The organism is Mesorhizobium sp. M1423 (assembly GCF_040317575.1).
In the GTDB taxonomy this organism is placed as follows: domain Bacteria; phylum Pseudomonadota; class Alphaproteobacteria; order Rhizobiales; family Rhizobiaceae; genus Mesorhizobium.
The window spans coordinates 146372-162124 of sequence record NZ_JAMYKU010000005.1 but is presented as its reverse complement, the minus strand read 5'-3'; the positions used below and the strand labels follow the sequence as shown (position 1 = coordinate 162124).

Genomic DNA, 15753 nt, shown 5'->3' with positions numbered 1-15753 from the left:
CCTGCAGACAACGCGCTTCACGGCGACTTCCCCAGCGTAGCGGCGTCCGGCAGGCGATTTTCGGATGGATGGGGCATCATGTCGTCGTCGCGGCTCGGCGCAGCGGACTTTGGCGCGTTGCCGCTCAGCGCGCGGACGAAGGCGGCAAGCTCCCAGATCTGGTCGTCCGGGATTTTGTCGCGGAAGCTCGGCATGCCGTTGGGCCGGCCGTCCCTGATCGTGGCGTGGATGCTTTCGATCGAGCTGCCATAGAGCCACTTCTGGTCCATGAGCGCCGGGCCCATGCCGCCACCGCCATTGGCATGGCAGCCGGAACAGTTGAACCAGTTGAACAGACGCTTGCCCTCGCTGAGGTGGAAAGCATTGGCCTCGAACACTCCGGCCTTATTGTCGGACGAGGCTGGCCGCTGGCCGCCCGGCTCGAGGGCTGTCACGGCTGCCGGTTGGTCGCCCGAGCCGAGCGCCGACTGTGGACGCGTGTCGCGTTCCTCGCGCTGGCAAGCGGCAAGGACGAGCATCGCCGACAGCAAGCATGGAAGGCCGCGGCTCATCGCACCGCCGCCCCAGCGACGTCGAGGCGAGGCACGCCATATTCGGCCAGGATCGCATCGATCTCGGCGCGGTGTTTGGCGAGAGCCGCGTCCACCTCGCCGCGCAGCGCATCGTCGTCGCGGCGCACGCCCATCGAGATGTCGTAGATCATCGGCAGCAGCGGACCGTCGATACGCGGCGCAACCGGCGTAATTCGCAACGGCATTTTTTGCTTGGCGCCGAAGTAGCCGGCCAACGGTCCCCAGACGACGGCCAGATCGATGTCGCCATTCGCGACCGCCTCGATGATGCGCGCTAATGGGTTCGGCGCGGAATAGTCGCCGTAGACCGGGAAACCGATGACATGGCCGACGATGCCGCGACGGCCAAGCGCCTGGACGGGCGGCGAGTTGGCCCCGTCGTCGCCGATCAGCTGGACGCCGATGCGCAGATCGCGCAGGCGAGGATCGTTGAAGGACGTGATTTCCGGCACATCCTTGTGTGTCACGAACACATAGGATGACCGGTAGTAGGGCGCGGTAGTGCGCAGCATCTCGAGATTGGCGGGCGTGCCGGGCACCAGATCGCACAAGCCGGCTTTCAGCGTGTTGCGGACGAAGCCACGGCGCTGTGCCCACCATGTGTAGGAAACAGTCACACCAAGCTCTCCGGCGACGAGTTCGGCAATCTTGTTTTCAAAGCCTTCCCGGGCGGCATTGGAGAACGGCATGTTGTTGGGATCGGCGCAGATCCTCAACTCGCGCGCGCCGGCAACGGCGGCAACAAGCGAGAGCGCCAGTGCACCGATCGCGGCGCCAAACCGCCGGGAAGATTTTCTCGGAACGCGCGCAACTCGGCCGATCGTCTCAAGGCAGCCGGAACACATACAGCGTACCTCCCGGCGTGGTTACATCCTTCAGATCCTTCATGACGTTGACGAAGCCGAGCGCGGCGGTGGCGTCGCGCGGGTCGAGATCGCCGGATACGATCGCGCCGGCCCAGCCGCCGACGCCCGAAAGAATCGCGACATATTGGTGCCCATCCGGGCCGCGATATGTGATCGGCTGACCGATGATACCGGACGACGTCTTGAACTGCCAGAGCAGTTCGCCGGTCCTGGCACTGACCGCCTTGAACCAGCCTTCCATAGTGCCATAGAACACGACGTTGCCTGCGGTGGCGACGGCGCCGCTCCACACCGGAAAGTTCTCCTTCAGGCTCCAGGCCGGCTTGGCGGCGGCGACATCCCAGGCGGTGAATGCGCCGCGATTGCCGCCCGGCCCGGGAATCATGCGCACGTTCATGCCGACATAGGGCGTGCCGGCGATGTAATTCACCTCGACGCCTTCTTCGTCCATGCACATATTGTTGTGCGGAATGTAGAGCAGGCCGGTCTTTGGCGAGAACGCCGAAGGCTGCCAGTCCTTGAGACCGGACGCGGTCGGACAGATGTCGCGCACGACCTTGCCGGTGCCGGTCTTCTTGTCCGGGTTTACAATCAGCCGGCCGGTCTTGAGGTCGACGCCCTTGCTGGAATTGACCGGCCCGAACGGCACTGCCGACAGGACCTCGCCCGTGGTGCGGTCCAACAGATAGACGTAGCCGTTGCGTTCCGGCCGCACCAGCACCTTGCGCGGCTTGCTCTGCCAGGTCATGTCGAGCAGCACCTGTTCGTTGATGCCGTCGTAGTCGTGCAAATCGTGCGGGGTCCATTGATAGAACCATTTGGCTGCGCCGGTGTCGGGATCGCGGGCAAAGATGCCGGCGGTCCATTTGTTGTCGCCGGGTCGCAGATCCGGATTCCATGGGCCCGGATTTCCAGTGCCATGGAAGATCAGGTTGAGGTCCGGGTCATAGGAGATCCAGCCCCACACATTGCCGCCGCCGATCTTCCAGGCGTCGGGCGGCCACGACGTCACGCCGAGATTCTTGCCCTTGTCCATGTCGTAATGCGGCTTGAAATCCGGGCCGATCAGCACCTCGGTGTCCGGGCCGGTGTTGTAGGCCGTCCAGACGACGTGGCCGTCGCCGGCGTCGAGCGCCTTGATCCAGCCGCGTACGCCCATTTCGCCGCCGGAATTGCCGACCAGCACCTTCCCCTTCACCACCAGCGGCGCCATGGTGATGGTCTCGCCGACATTGATGTTGCCGATATGGGTGTTCCAGACCGGTTTGCCGGTGGCTGCATCCACGGCGATGGTGTGGCCGTCGAGCGTGTTGAAATAGATGCGCCCGTCGAAGAAAGCCGCACCGCGGTTGACCACGTCGCAACAGGCAACGCCCTGGGCGGCAGGCTCGGGATTGGGCTCGAACTTCCACTTCAGAGGCGCACCGGGCTTGGTAAGGTCAAGCGCGTAGAGGATATTGGGAAACGGCGTCACGATGTACATCGTGTTGCCGACCACCAGGGGCGCAGCCTCCTGGCCCTTGTTTACGCCGGTCGAGAAAGTGAAGGCCACCTGCAGGGTCTTGACGTTGTCTTCGGTGATCTCCGCGAGATCGCTGTAGCGGGTCGAGGCGTAGTTCTTTGCCGGCATCGCCCACTGGCCGTCGTCGGGCGGAGCGGCTGCGGCCGGCGGATTTACGGCAGGGCCGGATGCGGACTGAGCAACCGCCGCGGTAATCAGCGCGAAGCCTGCCAGCAGCGTCCATCCCAGCATCGCGGCCATCGGCCTCTTTCCCTCCTTGGAAACGCTGATTTTTGCCACCTGTCGAGCCTTCCTCATTTGCGTATCGAGCCGCCGACGCCGGCGCCGAGCTCGGCAGCCACTTCCGCTTCGGTTCCGGCACACAATGGATGCCCCCAGCCGGAGGCGCTCTTGCCGCCGGGATCGAGGTCGTAAATGATAGCGTCCTTGCGGTTTGGGTTGACGCCGGCCGGTACCTTGTCCAGCCCGAGCGCGGCGCGAACGCGCCAGGCGACATTGTGGTCGGCACAAGAAGAATCGCCGCTTATCCCGAGAGCGCCGACGATCCCTTTGCCGTCGTAGAGAGCCAAGCCCCCGCCAAACACGACGAGACCGCCGATTGGCTTTCCCAGCAATGGATCGCTGGAGCTTCCAAACGTCGAAGGATCGCCCGCATAGGCCACCGCTGGATTGACCGGATTGGTGGCCTGCAGGCCGAATAGGGGACCGCCGGGCTGCACTGGCGCATAGAGGTTCGCGGTGGACAACGCCATCTGGGCGAGGCTGAGCCCGTTGGCGGTATTGGCTTTTTCGGCGGCGATCAGCCGGCTGCCGGGCCACTGGGCGTCGGCGGTAGGCCCGCTGAAGGCGACGGCGCAGACCGTTCCATCGCGAGCCACGATTGCCGCCCATTCATTGGTGTCGAAACCGCCATTGCCGGGGCCCCCGCTGGCTTTGACGTTAGCCCTGACAGCGGCCAGCAATTTGTCATGGTCGGCTGGGCAGGGTGCCTGGGCCCAAGCCTTTTGCTGGATGGCGCCAATCGTAAGAAGGAACAGACATAATGCTACTGGGACAATCCGATTGCGGTCCATCAGCTGCGCCGTGTTTGTTGAACACTCCCAACGCGCGAGAGGCGCAGAAGTGCCAAATGGAACGAAATAAATATCGGATGTGGTGAGCCAACTCGGCGGCCGGCGCTCGGGACACATTCAATCGGAAATCGGAGTTATTCTTCCTGGTGGCCCGGGCTCGGCCGGAACAGAGCGGCACTTCTAGCAGTTGTGTCGAATGCTGTCTGCAGTCGAGCAACTGGCTCAATCGGTGAAAGAGCGACGAGCGATCTTGTTCGTTGGAGCCGGAGTGTCGATGAGCGTCGGCTTGCCGTCCTGGCAAAAGCTCATCGAGCACATGCAAAACGAGCTCGGCCTCGACGAGGACATGATCGGCGCACCGGAGGCCAGCTATCAGGCCCTTGCCGAATATTACCGCCTGAAGCAGGGGAGCCTCGGCCCTTTGCGCAGTTGGATGGATCGCGAATGGAGCGTCTCGCGGGAGAAAGTCCAGGGCTCGGCGATCCACAAGCTCATCGTGTCGCTCGATTTCCCGATCATCTACACGACAAACTACGACCGAAACCTCGAAGTTGCCTTCGAGATACATAGCCGTCCCTTTGTGAAAGTGGCCAATGCGAAGGATTTGCCCAAGGCCACCGGCGAGGTGACGCAGATCATCAAATTCCACGGCGATTTCGACGACGACAAATCCCTAGTCCTGGCGGAGACCGACTATTTCGACCGGCTTTCGTTCGATTCGGCGCTCGACGTGAAGTTTCGCGCCGACGCGCTCGGGCGTACCATCCTGTTCATCGGCTACAGCATGTCCGATATGAACATCCGTCTGCTGCTGCACAGGCTTTGGCAGACCTGGCGCCGGTCCGGTTATGAGAAGAATCGGCCAAAATCCTTCATCTTCATGCCGCAGCCAAGCATCGTCCAGGAGGCCGTCCTCGGACGCTGGGGCATCGATATGCTGACCGAGGATGCCGACGATCCAGAGGACGCGCTGCTCGCATTCCTGAACGAACTCAAGGACAAGGTCGGCCGGCCCGACGGCGCCTGAAAACCAGCGGAAGCGACGAAGCCGTGGGGAACCGGCTGGCCCGATGTGAGTTGGGAAGGCTAAGTTATACCGGATCCAGCGTGTATGAGTGGACGCAAACACAAGCGAAGAGTGCAAGCCAAAGATTGCCTCTCGACCGAGCAGGTCTATGAGATCAATTTCTTTGCCCGCAGGTGCGGCCTGACCAGGGACGAAGCGCTCAAGATGATGCGAGATGCCGGCCGGTTGAAGGGTGGCGGGAAGCCGTCTTACGAAACCGGGTCGAAGTAGCGGCATGGATCTCGCGTCGTGGGCGGCTTTTGTCGGGACGGTCATCCTGATGCAGATGCCGCCAGGGCCTGACAGTCTGCTGGTGATGGCGCGTGGCGTCGGACAGGGCCGGGACGTTGCCCTGTTCACCGTTCTGGGCATGACCCTCGGCGCCGGAATGGTCCAGTTGCCGCTCCTTGCCCTCGGCATATCGTCACTGCTCCAGGCATCGCCCCTTGCCTTTGCGATGCTTCGCTGGGCGGGCGCAGCCTATCTGGTTTGGCTTGGATCACGTATGGTATTATTCCGGTCGGATAGCGTCGCCGTCGAGGAGCCGCGCAATGTCGGACCGCTTGCGGCCGCGCGTGAAGGAATGATCGCCAATCTGATAAATCCCTGGCCGATAACCTTTATGGTGGCATTCCTTCCGCAGTTCGTCGATCCTGCTCGCGGATCGGTCACGCTGCAATTGCTGCTGCTCGGTGGCACACAGAAAATGACCGGTGTGCTGGTGCTAGGCACATATGCGCTCGCGTCCGGCACCCTCGGGGCCTGGATTATGAAACGACCGAAGGTAAGGCTCTGGCAGCGCCGCGTGGCAGGCTCCCTCGTCGTCGGTCTCGGTATCCGCATGGCACTCGGTGGTGGCGCGCACCGCTGAGGATCGAGCGATGCACCGGCGGCCGCCCTATGGAACATCCATCGACAATTTTCGTTGACATGCTCCACAAGGCGAGAGGTCGAACATGTCGAAGTTCCAAGCCGCCACCCCCGAGCGTTTGCAGCAGCTCAGGCTTGAGGCGACGGCGCACTTTGCGCCACTCATACTGCGCGAGGCGCTGTTGCGTCTCTGCCGCGCATGCGGAAACGATAATCTCGACCGGTTCGAGAAGACCATGGTCGACCAAATCGAGGCATCGCGTGACGAAAAAGCCGATTTTGATGCGATCAAGGAATTTGCCATCGAACAGCTCTACGGCTGGATTCGGGAGGTCAAGTCTTCACCGGACATGAAACAGCCACTGGAGAACGTAGATACCCGAAGGACCCCTGGCCGCTCGGAAGAGCCGCAGACGCTGGAAGACCAGTTGCAGGCCGGTCTGGAAGATTCTTTCCCGGCAAGTGATCCGCCGGCTGTTGTTTCCACCGCGATCCCGGGCGGATCGAAGAAGCTGGTCGGAACCGACGAGGTCCTCAGGCAGCAGCGCGAGAAAAAAGCCGAGGACGCCAGCCATTCGCGATAGGCTGGGCGCTGGACGGAACTGCCGGGAGGCAGCCGGCCGGCTCACCCGATGTCGGACATGAAGGCTGTCGGGGCATGCGCATCATTCGGCTCGCCCTCGACAAGAATGTTCGCCTCCCAAGCGGCGTCGACAAATGCTTGGCGGGCTTTGGCGGCCGTGATTTCACCGGTCCGGGCGCGATTCATCAAATCTGCCGCCATCAGCGACAGCGGCGCGTTGCGCGCCGGCCATTTCTCGCTCTTCAGGCAATATAATGCTTCGAAAACGGAACTGACCAATCGCGATCGCCCAGGCTTGCCGAAATAGATGCAAACAGGAGTATCGAACTCTATTCTCAGCACCGTATTCCTCCCGGTTCAAGCAAGCTGGCCGGTTCAAGCAAGCTGGCCGCTTCAAGTAAGCTGGGTTTCTCCAGGGTCTGGAGGGCCGTCCGACGGGCGTTTCAGCCAAACGTCGTGGGCCTTCGCAGGTGTTTTGGCGCGTGCTGGCATTTCGGCTACCATATCGTGCGCCAGAATTCCGGCCTTGCGGGCGAATGCTTCGAACGCCGCGCGCACCGTCTCAGCATCGATCTCGTCAGCCAGTCCGGCGCGACAGGCGTCGAACGCTCCCTTGTGCGCCGGGCCGCGGCTCGGCCATTCGTTCAGAACGTCATAGGCCTGCCAGATGTTTTCGACGTGGCGAGGGAAACCAAGGCCGACGAGAATTGGAACGGGGCGGCCAAAGGATTGTTTTGTCATCTGTATCTCCACGAAAGAGCCGCCGGGTCAACGCGCAAGGCGGACACGACGCCGATGCTCTTTAACGCGGGATTGCTGCACGAGTTGCAGCGGGTTTGTTCGATAGCGCAGCGCCCGGTCCCGGCATTATTTGTTGGTCCGCATCTTTTGCCGGGGATTGATACCGCCTTGCGGCGTGGTGTCGTTCTCGACATCGCCTTCGAACGTGTTGTTGCCCCGATCGAGCCGGTCGCCCTCCTTGATCGTGCCCTTGGAACTGCCGATGCCGGGATCGTTGGCGAGGTCACTATCGGCCGGCGTTTTGCGTTTAACGTGCTTGTTTCCTGTCATGGACTCCTCCTGTTTCTTGAGGTGGCGGGCCGTCTTTAGGTGGCGGCCAAGGCTCGCTGCGAAATCGCGTTTCTACGCGCCAATGGCGGCGCCCCGGATTTTCGGACGACCTCGATTCGAACTCCGCGATACCGGCGGTTGTTCCGTCAAAAATATCGCCGGCGGCCGGGCTGCCCAGCCAAGCCGCCACGGTTCTTGGTCGGGTGATTTCGCCCACCGGAACGATCTTTCGATCAATGCATTTAACAGGTCTGCGCTCACGAACTCATTCTGGACGGGAGCTGGACCATTGCCACCCACAGCCTACGCCTTCGCGACCCGCGAAACCGAAGAAGTTTCCATCGTCCACCTCATACCCGCCTTAAGGGCTTTCGCGCGTACTTTCTGCCGCACCCCCGATGATGCCGACGACCTGGTCCAGGAGACGCTGACCAAGGGACTGGCCAACATTGACAAGTTCGAGGCTGGAACGCGTATGAAGTCATGGCTGTTCACCATCATGCGCAACACCTACTACACGCGTGTCAGAGCCGCGGTGAGGGAAGCGCCCGGCCTGCTCGACTGCGCTTCCTTGCGTCCAATCTCGGAAGCGACGCAGGAATGGTCCGTACAGGGCAAGGAAGTCCACCAGGCCATCCAGAGCCTTCCCGAGCACCAGCGCGAGGTTCTGATGCTGATAGGCGTGCTGGGCGTCAGCTATGAGGAGACGGCCGAAATATGCGGTTGCGCAGTGGGAACCGTGAAAAGCCGGCTCAACAGGGCACGCGCCGGCGTGCTGGAACACCTTGGCGAAAGTTCCTCGCAAACGCTGATGGAAAGGCGCAGCTATCTATCCGAAGGACAACTGGACTTCGAAGCCGAGAGGCGCCGCTAATACATGTCACGTTAATTACTGGTTTCGCGCAATCGTCTTTCGACAAGCGCGTTCTGCAATTCGATCGCAAGTTTGGTCAGCCGGTCAGGAACCCTTTCCTGTTCGATGGCCGCAAGCAAGGAAGCGATTTCCCGGTCTATCGTCAGATCGGCACGCGTGCTGACGGGATCTTCCCTTGAGCGAGACATCGCGTTCTCTTGGCAAATGTTGGTCCCTTCACCTCACTCTGGTGGCAACAGTGCGAGTTTGCAAGAATTTGGAGGCTATTCCATGCGACCGGCTCGGTCCTTGCACAGCTTGGTCAGCGGTTGGCCCTCGCTGCGTTTCAATTGCTCACCGGCGGCAAGCCACATGCTGCCGCAACGATCAGTCTTCAGGCCGCCGATCGGCTGAATGATCCTGGTACTGCTCGGACTTGACCCGATTGCCGTCGAGCCCACGCTCCTTGCTGTGCAGCTTCTTGTCTCTGTTGGACAGAACGGCGTTCTCTCCGATCTTGTCCTTGGGAAGATCGGTCATCGCGCCAGCGCCAGCGCCTTTGCCGTGACTGCCGCGGCCGATGTGCTTCTTGCTGCCGGACGCCATCTTGTCCTCCTTCATACTGTCGAGCGGCTTTTCCCGTTCGGCATCCGAACCAGCGTTGGGCCGCAATGTTCCGCCGGAAATCGTAAGCAGGAAGGCATCGCCGTCCCAGTGCCGGAACGGCTTTTCCCCGTCGACGAGGACTTGCATGCCATTTGCATTGGCGAAGTTACGAACGTCGGCGCGATCCAGCGCCGGCTGTCCGCGATAGGAATAATTCAAAAGCACAGCCATGCCCGGCCTCTTCAGCACGCGGGCGATTTCCATGAAGTGCCGTTCCGCGAGGCCGGCCAGCACCAGATAGGGAAAGCTGTCGACGGCCAGCACGCGATCGAGGCTGGCATCGCGAAAATCGGCAAGATCGAAACCGCGGGTAGGGCGGAATTCTACATTGCCGAGCCCGGCGCATCGCCGCCGGGCGATCGAGATCATCGCCACGGATATGTCGATGCCGACGATCCGGCGCGATAGAGCGGAGAGCGCCTGTTCGAACCGACCGATGCCACAGCCGATGTCCAGTATGTCGCGGTCAGTGCCGGTAAAGCCTCGCCTCTCCAGCCATGCGACGATCTCAGCCGTCGCGGCCGAGAGCTTTTCCTCATTGCCCAGCGACGACAGCTGGACGCTCGCCGCCGGGGAGATCGCCGCCGCCGCGTCAAACCCTGCCGCCAGCCGCTTGACCACCGCATCGTCGGTCTCGTCCTCCCCGCGTTCGTGCCGAACCGCAGCACCTGTTTTGCGCAGCGTGGCGAAGATCTCGGGCCTGCGCTGAAGCAGGCCGGCAATCCGCTGTAGTTTCGCCGTCTTTCGCGGGTCGGCCGAGTGCATATTTTGCGCAATCGTCGCCAGTTCTACGGCGTCGATTCCTGTCTCGAAACGGAGAGCCAGCCTGGCGATGACGGCTTCGACGCCGGCACCATCTGCCATGCACTCCTCCAGCACCTGTGTTGCTGATGTCGCCCGCCGAGATCTCGATCGGGTCGCGTTCACCGCCCTTTGCTCCGCGTCCAGATCTTGCGCAGCGTCCACCGGTCGACGGCGCCCCAGCTGTATTTGTAGGCCTCTTGCCCGCGCAGAAAATCGAAGTCTTCCGCGCCTTCGCAGATCGCCTGGCTTATCGCCTGGCCGATGAGCAGCGCGCCGGGACTTTCCTCCGCATAGGCCGGATCGAAGCCACCGAGGTAAGCGTAAGCGCGGCCTCGATGATGAAACCCGTAATAAGCGCCCACGATCGCGCCACCGATGGCGACAAGCCAGCATCGGGCAAGTGCCTGAGCAACCAGCTGCGGCAGCGCCTGACGATGGAATTCTTCCACCCGGCTGTCGGACAGAACGCCGTCGCCGTGTCCGGCCCAGCGCGCGCGGTGAAGGCGGATCAAATGATCGAGAAATGTCTGCGGATCGGACAAAACGGGTTCGATAGAGACCCAGCCACGTCTCGAAGCGGCTCTATGGGCGCGGCGCAATTGGCGCCTTCGCCGCGCCGGAACACAGCTTAGAAGCGTCTCATCGCCCGTGAGGGAAAGCACCGGGCAAGCAGCGTGGCCGACAGCCTGGCACGTTTCGAGCGCGGCATGGCAGATGGCGAGGCCGGCACCGCCGGGCGGCAGATCCGGGAACACCCATTGCGACCAGCCGATGGAAAGAACGGTGTCGGCGATGGCGGCGGCGACTGGTTCGGCGGCTTCGGGAAGACAAAGAAGGTCCAGATAGTCGCTCAACGAAATCCCGAGCGGAAGCAATCGCGCGCCGGCTTCCTGATGTTCCAGATAGAGTGGCGCCAGGCCGACCAGATCATCGCCACTCCAGACGGCGACCGTCGCAAGCTCACCGGGAGAGAATGTCCGCCACCATGGCACCAGCCATGCGGGAGACTGGAACGGCGTCGCCGAGGGACTGCGCGACCAGAGTTGCCACCAGTGTGGCCCGAGGGCTTCGAGGCCCGCCGCGTCGTCGATGATCTCGCTGCGGAGCATGTCCCGCTCACTTCGCCGCCGCGAGCGGTCCGCTGTCTGTGCCGAGCCGTGCCAGCGCCCTATAGGCGTCCGTGTAGGAGGAGACCATGCGGTCGAGTGAAAAGCGGCGCCGCGCCTCGGCCCGGCAGGTCTCGGGGTCCAGGCCGGGTGCGGCAACGATGGCTTCCGCCATTTCGTCGACATCTCTGACGAGATACCCCGTCTTGCCATGCTCGACCACATCCGGCAGTGCGCCATTCGGGAACGCGACCACGGGGGTGCCGCAGGCGAGCGCCTCCATGGCGACGAGAGAACTGGTTTCCGCGGCAAGGCTCGGGATGACCAGGCAGCGGGCTGTGTTGAGCAGGCGCCGCTTGGCGATAAAGCCGAGCGGACCGAGGAAGCGGCGCCGACCGTCCAGCCGCGGCTCGACCTCGTCGCGAAAATACGCTGTGTGGGTTTCGTAGGGATAGACTTTGCCGCCGATGACCAGCGGTACGTTGGCCTTCTTGGCTGTGTCCAGCGCCAGATGAATGCCCTTTTCCGGGCAGATTCGGCTGAGCACAAGCGCAAACTCGCGCTTGGCCTGTGGCTCGCTCAGCGCGTCGATGTCCACTCCGTTGGGGATCGGTTCGATTAGCCTGGCGCCCGGTGGCGCGGTTCGTTGCTGAGCCGCCGATACCGCATGCAGCCACAGATCCTCTCGCGCCGGATTGAGAGCATCGGCCGGATACCAGTCGAGCGGCAGGTGCAAGGTCACCAAGGCCGGCCCATCGCCCGGCAGATAGGCATCGAAATCGATGCCGTGCAAATGAACCACGTCGATCGGCCAGCGTGCGCGCGCGGTAGCAATTGCAGCGCGATGAGCATGCTGCGCCCGGCGCTTAGCCGCTTCATCGAGCACGCCCGGTTCGGCCGGCGTCTCGATGAGGACACCCGCAGCGCTCGAGCCCTGGCAGCCGATCACGATCGAGCGGTGTCCGGCCTGTACGAGCGCCTGGTCGAGCATCGAAAGTACCTGCTCGGCACCACCAACCGCGTCCGGCCCGACGGGAGCGAGGGGATAGGCGACGTTGAGGATGGTGAGCGTCATGGCTGGAGAGCCGAAGCTCCTCACGCTGCGGAGGCGCGTAGCCTGCTGACGGAAGGGGCAGCGATGCTGCCGGCATAGCGGCGCGTCATTGCCGCGCAGAAGTCGGCGAATTCCTCCGGCACCAGCGGCGGACTGCTATGGTGCGGCATCATTCCGCGGTGTTCCGGCGTGAAGCAGAAAGTAACGGTCACGTCGAAGTCGGCCAAAGCCTCCATCTGCCTGTCGAACCAATCAAGCGCGTTCGGCCTGAAACTGTCGGCCCAGGAAAGCCCGGTGCGCAAATTGGTGACGCCGAGCCGTTTCATCCAGGCGACGGCGTCGTCAAGCCGGTGATCTTCGAAATGGAACCACTGCACCAGTCCCAATACCGGCGTGTGGTGCAGGAATTCCTCCATCGCGGGCTTTGGCGTGCCGTCCTGGCGAAGCAGGCCCATGTAGAAATGGCGATAGTAAGACGAGCCTTCCGCCTCGCGATGGCGCGTCGTCGCTTCCCACTCGCGCGGCAGGTCGTAGAGGCTGTACCATTGGATGCGCGGTGCGTTGCCGATCAGCAGTTCCGCGGTCCGGCGCAGGCCCCAGACCTGTACCTCCTCGGCGCCGAAGGTCGATACGCCGACCTCGCTGACCCATACGGGAAGATCGGTGACAGCCGAGATCTCGCCGATCTTCTGCGGCCATTCGTGGATCTGCCAGAGGTTCCAGTCGAGCGGAAAGCCGTGCACGGCGACCGCGTCGACATGATCGAGCACGCCGAATTCCTTCATCCGTGTCATGAAGGCGGCGTCGATCGGCGAGATGCCGCCAAGGACCTTGGTCAAGGCCGGATTCTCCGACGCTATCGCGTCGGCGGCCAGGATTGCCATGTTGGCGAAGCGGCTCCAGTCGGGGTCGAGCTCTGGATCCCAGTGGGATTTGTTGTTGGGCTCGTTCCAGATCATCGCGGCTTCAATCATTTATCTGTCCTTTCGACGGGTAGATGGCGCCGCCGCCAGCCGGTACGTCGGCGGTGCGGCAGAAATAGACCTCCTGCTCGGGTTGCAGCACGATCTCGAAGCCGGCGCTGCGCAGCATGGCTTCGGTGCAGGCGCGGTTGGGAATCCACCAGTTGGTCGGGTCGTCGGCATAACGATGCTCGATGAAATGCAGCTTTGGGAACTCCGGCCGGTCGAACAGGTCGTGCGTCCAGAAATGATAATTCTGCTCGAGTGCCGGCACGTCGGTGCTGCCGCGCTGCATCGACTGGAAGATCATCAGGTCGTTGGTAACGTGCTCGCGGATCAGATCGAGAGCGAGCAAGGGATGGCGCAAATGGTAGAGCACCCCCATGAACAGCACGATGTCGAACCGCTCGCGCAATGCGCCAACGTCGTAGACCGAGAGCTGCCGGAATTCGATGTCGCAGTCCGCTACCTCGGCGGCAAAGCGCGCCTGCGCAAGGTATGCCTCGTCGAAGTCTATGCCAAGCACGCGACCGGCGCCGCGGCGTTTCATCTCGATCGAGTAGAAACCTGCATTGCAGCCTATGTCGAGCACCGCCTTGCCGGAAAGATCGGCGGGAATGGCGTCGGCGAATTTGCGCCATTTAATCAGCGGGTAATTGCCGAGGAAATGATCGGGAGCCGTTTCCACGCCGGCCAGCTCCATATTGTGGAACCATGGGCCGAGCGCATCGATACGGCGGCGGATCTCGGCATCGGAATGCAGCATGGCTAGCCTCCTTCGCCTGCGAGGATAGGGACGTGCTGGTGGCTAGGCAGCGTCATGGCGGCTTGATCGCCCTTGGTTCCGGCGCTGCTTTCAAGCAGGCGAAGTGCGGTGCGGTAGCCGTTGAAGGTACCGACATCGACATAGGCGGTGCCAGCCTTAATGCCATGCGCTTCACCCCCGGCGGCGAGATAGGCATTGACCAGCGTGCCGATATATTCGTCGCACCGGTCCCGCTCCCGCCACAGCGCGGCGAGCTGGTGAAGGGTGTGGCCGGGCATCTTGAACGCACCCCAAATCCAGTTCGATTGGGCATTCTGCTGCTTGACCTGGATTTGCTTCACCCGGTCGTCCTGGTCGACAACGACGGCATCGAAGAATTCCGGCTGGTCCACCGGAAACAGCAGGAAGGACAGGCCGTCGTCCGGGAGAGCCAGGAAGCCGTCTTCGGGAAACCAGATTGTATCGGGCAGCCCGACCAGAACGGTCTCGTCGGTTGCGACGAGGGGTGCGGCGCGGAAGATGGCGTCGCAAAGGCCGACGGGAGAGGGCTGCACCACAAACAGAGCGGCCGCATCGGCATAGCCGGCAGAATAATATTCGAGGATATCCGACTTACCCGAGCCGATGACGAAGCAGATCTTGTCAGCCCCCGCGCGCACCATGCGGCGCACCAGGTATTCGCTGACCGCGCAAGGCCGCTCGGTGTTGCCGTCGATGCGGCTGCCGACCGGCAGAAGCTCCTTCGAAAAGCCGAGCGGCTGGATGCGGCTTCCCCGTCCGGCTGCGGGCACGATGCCCAACATCAAACTGCCTCCTTCAACGGCTCGCCATGCGTGGAGCCGTGCAGTGCATCGGACAGGATGCGGTCGAATTCCTTCGCCCGCCGCGCCGAGGTGTGTTCGTCCAGTACCCGCTCCCGCGCTCGGCGGCGGATCGCGTCAAGCTCGGCGTCGGGCAGGTCGAGCGCGGCGACCACGTCGTCGGTGCTGTTGGCCACGACGATCTCTTCGCCGGGCCGAAAGAAGGCCTCCAGTCCCGGCCACGTGTCGCTCACCATCGCAGCACCGCAAGCGGCGGCTTCGAATAGCCGGCCGGAAGGACACCAGCCCCTTTCGGCCATCGCCTCGCGGGTCACGTTCAGGGTCAACCGTGATGATGAAAAGAAGGCGGGGTGTTCGGCGGGCGGCAGGTGACGGACGAAGAAAATATTGTCGCTCCACGGGAATTCTTGCGGATATTGTGCGCCGCCAACGATGAAACGGCGATCCGGCAGGCGCGCAGCCGGACTGACCAGCAGCCTTTCGACCCCGGCCTGGCGGTCTGCCGCATACGTCCCGAGATAGGAAAGGTCGCCGGCAAACTCCGGCTTGGGCGGGGCCGGCCGGTGTCGCTCTGGATCGACATGGCCGTAGAGCGGCATGACGCGGCGCGCGCCCAGCATCGTCTTCAGCGCATCGATCGCGGTCCCCCCCGTGTAGCTCAGCACGAGGTCGAAATCGCGAAGCCCTTCCGGCCCGAAATAGGCCGGAGGCTCACCTTGTTCGATTCGCGCCAGCGTCACCGGCGTGTCTAGGTCGTAGAAGACCTTCAGCCCGCGACAGGCCTGGTGGGCAAGGCGCGACGCGCTCACGGCATCGGGGCAATAGGAGGTGACGATGACGACATCGGCCTCATTCACCGCCTGCTTGGCAACGCTCTGGATGTCCTGCCAGTCCGGATAAAGGACAATGCTGCCGCCATCCAACTGGTCGAGGTCGCGCGTCCCGGCATAATAGGGAGTGTTGCGTTCGAAGAAGGTGATGGACCAGCCCAGCCCGGCCATCGCTCGGATCAATCCGCGCCACAGCGTGGCGTGCCCGTTGCCCCACGACGATGTCACGGTAAGACCGAAAATGACCATGCGCATCCGGCAATTCCTC

Annotated in this window: 20 protein-coding genes and 1 pseudogene; 5 read left to right on the top strand and 16 right to left on the bottom strand. The window is 62.7% G+C overall.

The features are described from left to right. Positions 1–17 precede the first annotated feature (17 nt). From NKG95_RS08885 to NKG95_RS08870, 4 genes are all read right to left on the bottom strand, one after another. The gene (locus NKG95_RS08885) at positions 18–551 is read right to left on the bottom strand and encodes a c-type cytochrome (RefSeq protein WP_353040474.1); all 534 of its coding nucleotides are present in this window, start codon (positions 549–551) and stop codon (positions 18–20) included. Then, a complete protein-coding gene (locus NKG95_RS08880) occupies positions 548–1417 on the bottom strand; it encodes a substrate-binding domain-containing protein (protein WP_353040473.1) in 870 nt (289 codons plus the stop codon). The genes NKG95_RS08885 and NKG95_RS08880 overlap by 4 nt, the downstream gene beginning before the upstream one ends. Continuing rightward, positions 1398–3191, bottom strand: a complete 1794-nt coding sequence (locus NKG95_RS08875; protein ID WP_502913938.1) for a methanol/ethanol family PQQ-dependent dehydrogenase — start codon at positions 3189–3191, stop codon at positions 1398–1400. The genes NKG95_RS08880 and NKG95_RS08875 overlap by 20 nt, the downstream gene beginning before the upstream one ends. A gap of 62 nt (positions 3192–3253) precedes the next feature. Beyond that, positions 3254–3838 (bottom strand): heme-binding protein, encoded by a 585-nt coding sequence (locus NKG95_RS08870; RefSeq protein ID WP_353040471.1) that lies wholly within the window; start codon positions 3836–3838, stop codon positions 3254–3256. 391 nt (positions 3839–4229) lie between these two features. Here NKG95_RS08870 and NKG95_RS08865 point away from each other — a divergent pair, with 391 nt between their 5' ends. The 4 genes from NKG95_RS08865 (at position 4230) to NKG95_RS08850 (ending at position 6553) form a co-directional block, all read left to right on the top strand. Beyond that, positions 4230–5060, top strand: coding sequence for an SIR2 family NAD-dependent protein deacylase (locus NKG95_RS08865; protein ID WP_502913937.1), 831 nt, complete (start codon positions 4230–4232; stop codon positions 5058–5060). A 111-nt stretch (positions 5061–5171) separates the two neighbouring features. Continuing rightward, a complete protein-coding gene (locus NKG95_RS08860) occupies positions 5172–5330 on the top strand; it encodes a hypothetical protein (protein WP_352810369.1) in 159 nt (52 codons plus the stop codon). A gap of 4 nt (positions 5331–5334) precedes the next feature. Beyond that, positions 5335–5970 carry a LysE family translocator gene (locus NKG95_RS08855; RefSeq protein WP_353040469.1) on the top strand — a complete coding sequence of 212 codons (636 nt, stop codon included), beginning with the start codon at positions 5335–5337 and terminating at the stop codon, positions 5968–5970. Positions 5971–6055: 85 nt separating this feature from the next. Beyond that, a complete protein-coding gene (locus tag NKG95_RS08850; RefSeq protein WP_353040468.1) occupies positions 6056–6553 on the top strand; it encodes a hypothetical protein in 498 nt (165 codons plus the stop codon). A 41-nt stretch (positions 6554–6594) separates the two neighbouring features. Here NKG95_RS08850 and NKG95_RS08845 read toward each other — a convergent pair whose 3' ends face one another. From NKG95_RS08845 to NKG95_RS08835, 3 genes are all read right to left on the bottom strand, one after another. Then, entirely contained in the window at positions 6595–6894 is a 300-nt protein-coding gene (locus NKG95_RS08845) for a DUF982 domain-containing protein (RefSeq protein WP_353040467.1), read from the bottom strand. 51 nt (positions 6895–6945) lie between these two features. After that, a complete protein-coding gene (locus NKG95_RS08840; RefSeq protein WP_353040466.1) occupies positions 6946–7305 on the bottom strand; it encodes a DUF982 domain-containing protein in 360 nt (119 codons plus the stop codon). 114 nt (positions 7306–7419) lie between these two features. Continuing rightward, the gene (locus tag NKG95_RS08835; RefSeq protein WP_353040465.1) at positions 7420–7623 is read right to left on the bottom strand and encodes a hypothetical protein; all 204 of its coding nucleotides are present in this window, start codon (positions 7621–7623) and stop codon (positions 7420–7422) included. Positions 7624–7912: 289 nt separating this feature from the next. Between NKG95_RS08835 and NKG95_RS08830 the strand changes: the two genes are divergently transcribed. Continuing rightward, positions 7913–8497: a sigma-70 family RNA polymerase sigma factor gene (locus NKG95_RS08830; protein WP_353040464.1), complete on the top strand. Its 585-nt coding sequence runs from the start codon at positions 7913–7915 to the stop codon at positions 8495–8497. 11 nt (positions 8498–8508) lie between these two features. Here the strand turns inward: NKG95_RS08830 and NKG95_RS08825 are convergent, their stop codons facing one another. The 9 genes and pseudogenes from NKG95_RS08825 to NKG95_RS08785 form a co-directional block, all read right to left on the bottom strand. After that, positions 8509–8685: a hypothetical protein gene (locus tag NKG95_RS08825; protein WP_353040463.1), complete on the bottom strand. Its 177-nt coding sequence runs from the start codon at positions 8683–8685 to the stop codon at positions 8509–8511. A gap of 178 nt (positions 8686–8863) precedes the next feature. Further along, the gene (locus tag NKG95_RS08820; RefSeq protein WP_353040534.1) at positions 8864–9082 is read right to left on the bottom strand and encodes a hypothetical protein; all 219 of its coding nucleotides are present in this window, start codon (positions 9080–9082) and stop codon (positions 8864–8866) included. Between the two features lie 267 nt (positions 9083–9349). After that, positions 9350–9907, bottom strand: a pseudogene (locus tag NKG95_RS08815) (class I SAM-dependent methyltransferase); the annotation flags it as partial. 158 nt (positions 9908–10065) lie between these two features. Continuing rightward, positions 10066–11055 (bottom strand): GNAT family N-acetyltransferase, encoded by a 990-nt coding sequence (locus tag NKG95_RS08810; RefSeq protein ID WP_353040462.1) that lies wholly within the window; start codon positions 11053–11055, stop codon positions 10066–10068. 7 nt (positions 11056–11062) lie between these two features. Then, positions 11063–12127, bottom strand: coding sequence for a glycosyltransferase family 4 protein (locus NKG95_RS08805; protein WP_353040461.1), 1065 nt, complete (start codon positions 12125–12127; stop codon positions 11063–11065). Positions 12128–12147: 20 nt separating this feature from the next. Beyond that, positions 12148–13080 (bottom strand): glycoside hydrolase 5 family protein, encoded by a 933-nt coding sequence (locus NKG95_RS08800; protein WP_353040460.1) that lies wholly within the window; start codon positions 13078–13080, stop codon positions 12148–12150. After that, entirely contained in the window at positions 13073–13834 is a 762-nt protein-coding gene (locus NKG95_RS08795; RefSeq protein WP_352884744.1) for a TIGR04290 family methyltransferase, read from the bottom strand. Before NKG95_RS08795 ends, NKG95_RS08800 begins: the two co-directional genes overlap by 8 nt. A 2-nt stretch (positions 13835–13836) precedes the next feature. Continuing rightward, positions 13837–14637, bottom strand: a complete 801-nt coding sequence (locus tag NKG95_RS08790) for a nucleotidyltransferase family protein (RefSeq protein ID WP_353040459.1) — start codon at positions 14635–14637, stop codon at positions 13837–13839. Beyond that, positions 14637–15740, bottom strand: coding sequence for a CgeB family protein (locus NKG95_RS08785; protein ID WP_353040458.1), 1104 nt, complete (start codon positions 15738–15740; stop codon positions 14637–14639). The genes NKG95_RS08790 and NKG95_RS08785 overlap by 1 nt, the downstream gene beginning before the upstream one ends. Positions 15741–15753: the final 13 nt, after the last annotated feature.

Bases quoted from the DNA above. Each gene is read 5' to 3' on its own strand.
- NKG95_RS08825 (WP_353040463.1), bottom strand. From the start codon at position 8,685: ATGTCTCGCTCAAGGGAAGATCCCGTCAGCACGCGTGCCGATCTGACG.
- NKG95_RS08810 (WP_353040462.1), bottom strand. From the start codon at position 11,055: ATGCTCCGCAGCGAGATCATCGACGACGCGGCGGGCCTCGAAGCCCTC.
- NKG95_RS08855 (WP_353040469.1), top strand. From the start codon at position 5,335: ATGGATCTCGCGTCGTGGGCGGCTTTTGTCGGGACGGTCATCCTGATG.
- NKG95_RS08850 (WP_353040468.1), top strand. From the start codon at position 6,056: ATGTCGAAGTTCCAAGCCGCCACCCCCGAGCGTTTGCAGCAGCTCAGG.
- NKG95_RS08875 (WP_502913938.1), bottom strand. From the start codon at position 3,191: ATGCTGGGATGGACGCTGCTGGCAGGCTTCGCGCTGATTACCGCGGCG.
- NKG95_RS08880 (WP_353040473.1), bottom strand. From the start codon at position 1,417: ATGTGTTCCGGCTGCCTTGAGACGATCGGCCGAGTTGCGCGCGTTCCG.
- NKG95_RS08805 (WP_353040461.1), bottom strand. From the start codon at position 12,127: ATGACGCTCACCATCCTCAACGTCGCCTATCCCCTCGCTCCCGTCGGG.
- NKG95_RS08795 (WP_352884744.1), bottom strand. From the start codon at position 13,834: ATGCTGCATTCCGATGCCGAGATCCGCCGCCGTATCGATGCGCTCGGC.
- NKG95_RS08800 (WP_353040460.1), bottom strand. From the start codon at position 13,080: ATGATTGAAGCCGCGATGATCTGGAACGAGCCCAACAACAAATCCCAC.
- NKG95_RS08865 (WP_502913937.1), top strand. From the start codon at position 4,230: ATGCTGTCTGCAGTCGAGCAACTGGCTCAATCGGTGAAAGAGCGACGA.
- NKG95_RS08785 (WP_353040458.1), bottom strand. From the start codon at position 15,740: ATGCGCATGGTCATTTTCGGTCTTACCGTGACATCGTCGTGGGGCAAC.
- NKG95_RS08885 (WP_353040474.1), bottom strand. From the start codon at position 551: ATGAGCCGCGGCCTTCCATGCTTGCTGTCGGCGATGCTCGTCCTTGCC.
- NKG95_RS08835 (WP_353040465.1), bottom strand. From the start codon at position 7,623: ATGACAGGAAACAAGCACGTTAAACGCAAAACGCCGGCCGATAGTGAC.
- NKG95_RS08820 (WP_353040534.1), bottom strand. From the start codon at position 9,082: ATGGCGTCCGGCAGCAAGAAGCACATCGGCCGCGGCAGTCACGGCAAA.
- NKG95_RS08790 (WP_353040459.1), bottom strand. From the start codon at position 14,637: ATGTTGGGCATCGTGCCCGCAGCCGGACGGGGAAGCCGCATCCAGCCG.